Here is a 4,048-nt window from a genome sequence, read left to right on the forward strand (position 1 = left end):
GCCGGGCCAGATGCGGCGACGCTCCGCGTCGCCATCATCAGATTCGCTTCACCCCCGGCGTGAACGCCGGGGCACTGCGAATGAATCCCGGTAGCGGCGCAGCAGGCCGCCGCGGCTCGGTTTCTAGCCACCGGGAACTACGCGGACCGAGAAGTCCCAGGTGAAGCCACCCGTGCCTTCCCTCTTGTCGACGCCTCCGGCGCAGCTGCGGGATCGAGACCTACGAGATCAACCGCTCACGTGCGTTGTGACCGGCGTTGGCCGGTCTGACGCCACGTTCGGGCTGGCTGATCTCGGCCCACACCGCGTCGAGGGAGAGGCCGAGAACATCGGCGATCGCCGCGATGGTCGGGAAGGCAGGGGTGGCCACGCGGCCCGACTCGATCTTCCGGAGGGTCTCCGGTGAGACACGTGCGTCGAGCGCGGTAGCGAGCATCGAGCGCTCTCCCCTGGCCCGACGCAAGAGGGCGCCGAGGCGCTGTCCGCGTTCGACCTCTGCGGGAGTGAGCGGCAACCTGACCATGGTTCCGATTCTAGTACCGGTATAGTTTGGCCGGTATAGTTATTGGCTGCATGAGAAGGGCGCCGCATGATCGAGATCCTGAACCCCACCCGACTGGCCCGAGCGAAGGACACGGGCGCCCTGGTCGCCGACATCCTGCAGACGCTGAAGAGCCGTAGCACGATCGGCACGAACCTTCTGGACATCGACCGGTGGGCCAAAGCCATGATCGTCGAGGCTGGAGCGCAGTCCTGCTACGTCGACTACGAGCCTTCCTTCGGACGGGGCCCTTTCGCCCACTACATCTGCACGGGCGTCAACGATGCCGTGCTCCACGGACGGCCGTACGACTACACGCTTGCCGACGGTGATCTGCTGACACTCGATCTCGCCGTCTCCCAAGGCGGAGTCGCCGCCGACGCCGCCATCAGCTTCATCGTCGGCGACGCGAAGCACCCGGAGAGCGTCGCGATGATCAGTGCGACCGAACGCGCGCTGGCCGCAGGGATCGCCGCTGCCGGGCCGGGGGCTCGCATCGGCGACATCTCCCATGCCATCGGCACGGTCCTCAGCGAGGCGGGATACCCGATCAACACCGAGTTCGGAGGTCATGGCATCGGATCAACGATGCACCAGGACCCGCACGTTCCGAACACCGGACGGCCTGGCCGTGGATACAAACTGCGCCCTGGGCTGCTGCTGGCACTGGAGCCGTGGGTCATGGCGGACACCGCCGAACTCGTCACGGATGCCGACGGGTGGACGCTCCGAAGTGCGACAGGCTGCCGGACAGCACACAGCGAGCACACGATCGCCGTCACCGACGACGGAGCCGAAATCCTCACCTTGCCGAAGCAAGCGCAGCCGTGAACTCGGAGCCCGTGTTCCTCCTCTCCAAGCACCGCATCGCACATCGCGGGACCGCTACGGTTGAACCGGCTCTCGCCCATCGACCGTGACCGGTGGACTGATTACACCGAGATCCACGACGACGAGACCGCCATCACCGCGACCCACGCACTGCACCGCGCCGTCCAATGGCTTGCAGATCCCGGCGTCACCGTCGAGCGCGTGCTCAGGCCGTGTCGCCCCACTGTGGGGTCGGCTTGTCCGGGTCCGTTGCGGTGATGGGTTTGCCGTCGGCCCAGTTCTTGTAGGTGATGCTGAAGGTGTCGACGGGCTTTTCACCCTCGTAGCCGTCCGTGCGGGTGACCGGGATGTTCAGCGTCAACAACGTCGGCAGGTGGCGGGAGTTGGTGGTCAGGGTGAAGGTTGCCGTTCCGGACGGGGAGGTCTTGAGGTAGGGGCGGTAGAAGGCTCCCACCGTCGGATCGGCGGCCAGGTCGCTCAAGGCGGCTGTGCCGCGGAGAGTCGGTCCACTGCCCTTCTCCTTCTTCTCGGTGAACCCCGAGGCCTTCGCGATGAGCGCCGAGAGGTCCGCGGGTTGCGCGAGCCACTGAGCTTCCAGGGCGTTGCGGACGGAGAGGTCGGTCACCGTGTCGGTGACGGGCACGACTTTGGTGGCCCCGTAGGCTCCGGCGCCCTTGACGGCCGGTGTGTTGTCCGGGGTGACGTACGCGCTTCCGTCGACCAGCACGATGTCCGGCGGAGTCCAGTTGTGGCCTTCGCCGTAGTCGTACAGCACATGTGTCGCGGCTCTGACCGGTTTTCGGCTCATGTCGAGCCGGCCCTGCCCGACGAAGAAGTTCGGGTCGCCCGGGGGCCTGGCGTTGATGTCGAAGGCGACCAGCCTCTGCTTGAGCATCGCGGAGGTAAGGGCGGACGCCGCCGCGGCCCGCTGGTCCGGAGCGCCATTCGGCGCCGCGCCCGCGTTCAGAGCGCGGAGTGCGAGCAGGGCAAGGACGGTCGTCACGGCCACGGCCGCTCCGGTCCGGACGGCCCGCCGACGGATCGTCCTGCCCTTGCCCGGCGGCCGGCCGTCCGGAGGTCCGGGTGGCGAGGCCGGCGGTTGAGGTGAATGGCTGGGTACGCCCGCGGAGTTGGCGACTTCTTGGAGGGCCAGCTCGACGCGCTCGCGGAAGGCGGCGGCCAGGATGACCGGAATGGCGACCGGGGCGGCTTGCCAGATGAGCCGTTGCTGAGTGGTGCGGCACGCGGAACAGTTGCCGCAGGTCCGGCAGGTGCTGTAGTGCTCGACCACGCGTTCGGCCAGGGCCGCGGTGTAGCCAGGGCCGTTCTGCCGCTCGTGGTCCGCCAGCAGCTCACCGAGCGCTGCACAGCGGGTCCCGCCGTCCCGGACCAGCAGCAGGACGTGGAACCGCCTGGCCACCAGCTTGTCGAGCTTGGTGCACGCCTTGCTGACGACGTTGGGGTCCTCGCCCTTGCGGGCCGCGATCTCCCGTCCCGTCAGCCCTCCGAGGTTCCGCAGCCGATAGAGGTCCCGCTGGTCCTCATCGAGACTCTCGAACACCGTTCCCAGGAGCCGATGGACCCGTTCGAGGCGGACAAGATCGTGGCCCGCCTCGACGACGCGTTCGCGTTCCTTCAGCTCTTCGACCGCTCCGTCGGCCAGGCCCGGGCGCTCCTTGCGGCCTCGCGACCAGTACTTCAGCACCCGGCGCCGGGCGACCTCGACCAGCCAGGCCTCGAGTTGGTACGGCGGTCCCAGCGACGTATAGCGGTCGAAGTAGCGGAAGGCATCGACGAACGTGTCCTGCACGATGTCCGGCGCGTCGTCGGCTTCCACCCGGCCGGCGACGAATCGCAGGACGACGGGACGGTGGCGCTCCGCGATCACGGCATAGACGTCGGCCCGGGCGGCAGGATGCGGGTACCGCACCAGAAGGCGCAGCAGTTCCTCGTCCGACTCGTCGGCCAGTGCGTGACGAGCGGCCTGCTCATTCATCACGCACCTCCGTGAGCTGCGGAAACGGCAATCGGGGAAAGCCTGTTGAAGAATCTTGCTCGGGACGCGGGAAAAATCCGCCGGACCCGGCCTGACCCTCCGTACGGCCCCGAGCCCGAGGAGGCACCCATGTTCCGTACAGGAGGGCGTTCCACGCCCGGTCGTCCCGTCGTCGCCGGTGGGTGGTCCCGATGAGTGCCTTCTCCCGTGCGCTGGCGGTTTCCGCGGGAGCGCCCCTCGCGGTTCTGAGTGTCTGGCACGGCCAGCGTGGGCTCGCACTCGCCGTCCTGGTCACCTTGGTGGCAGGCCTCGGCGGGAAGATCGTGGGAGCCGTGTCCCGCTGGGCGCTCGCACCCGCACAGCGCCAGCAGCGCTGGCTGCTCAAGCACGGCCACGTCGCAGGGAAGTTGACCGCTCGGCAACTGGTCGAACTGACACAGACGACGCACGCGGCGGAACTGTCAGCGCGTTCAGAAGCAGCGCCCCCACCCGCGACTCCCCCACCCGCCTCCCCCACAGACACGACAGGCCTGTGACAGCGGTTCCCCCCAGTCCTCATACGCCCCTCCCCCGCCCGGGTTCCCACCCGGCATCCCATGCTAGAGAGGACCACCGCATACCAGGGGTACTTCGACGAATCACCCCAGCTGCGCCGTTGCCCGGGTGAGCCGTGTCTCACC

General features: G+C 68.1%; 4 protein-coding genes and 1 pseudogene. 3 read left to right on the plus strand and 2 right to left on the minus strand.

Annotated elements, in window-relative coordinates; genetic code table 11:
* Positions 1 to 220: 220 nt before the first annotated feature.
* A complete protein-coding gene (locus ACWD68_RS41530) occupies positions 221 to 523 on the minus strand; it encodes a helix-turn-helix domain-containing protein (protein WP_451811660.1) in 303 nt (100 codons plus the stop codon).
* A 66-nt stretch (positions 524 to 589) separates the two neighbouring features.
* On the opposite strand from ACWD68_RS41530, the gene map reads away from it, so the two are divergent.
* Together map and ACWD68_RS41540 are read left to right on the plus strand one after the other, a co-directional pair.
* On the plus strand, positions 590 to 1,372 hold the full coding sequence (gene map, locus ACWD68_RS41535; protein WP_451811661.1) for a type I methionyl aminopeptidase: 783 nt from the start codon (positions 590 to 592) through the stop codon (positions 1,370 to 1,372).
* A 99-nt stretch (positions 1,373 to 1,471) separates the two neighbouring features.
* Positions 1,472 to 1,579: pseudogene (locus tag ACWD68_RS41540) on the plus strand (IS481 family transposase); the annotation flags it as partial.
* Here ACWD68_RS41540 and ACWD68_RS41545 read toward each other — a convergent pair.
* Complete coding sequence (locus ACWD68_RS41545; protein ID WP_451811662.1) at positions 1,578 to 3,368, minus strand: RNA polymerase sigma factor; 1,791 nt, start codon at positions 3,366 to 3,368, stop codon at positions 1,578 to 1,580. The pseudogene ACWD68_RS41540 and the gene ACWD68_RS41545 sit on opposite strands and share 2 nt — an antisense overlap.
* Positions 3,369 to 3,559: 191 nt before the next feature.
* Between ACWD68_RS41545 and ACWD68_RS41550 the strand changes: the two genes are divergently transcribed.
* Positions 3,560 to 3,904 carry a hypothetical protein gene (locus tag ACWD68_RS41550; RefSeq protein WP_451811663.1) on the plus strand — a complete coding sequence of 115 codons (345 nt, stop codon included), beginning with the start codon at positions 3,560 to 3,562 and terminating at the stop codon, positions 3,902 to 3,904.
* The last annotated feature ends 144 nt before the right edge of the window (positions 3,905 to 4,048 follow it).

It is taken from the genome of Streptomyces sp. NPDC005141, assembly GCF_053599975.1.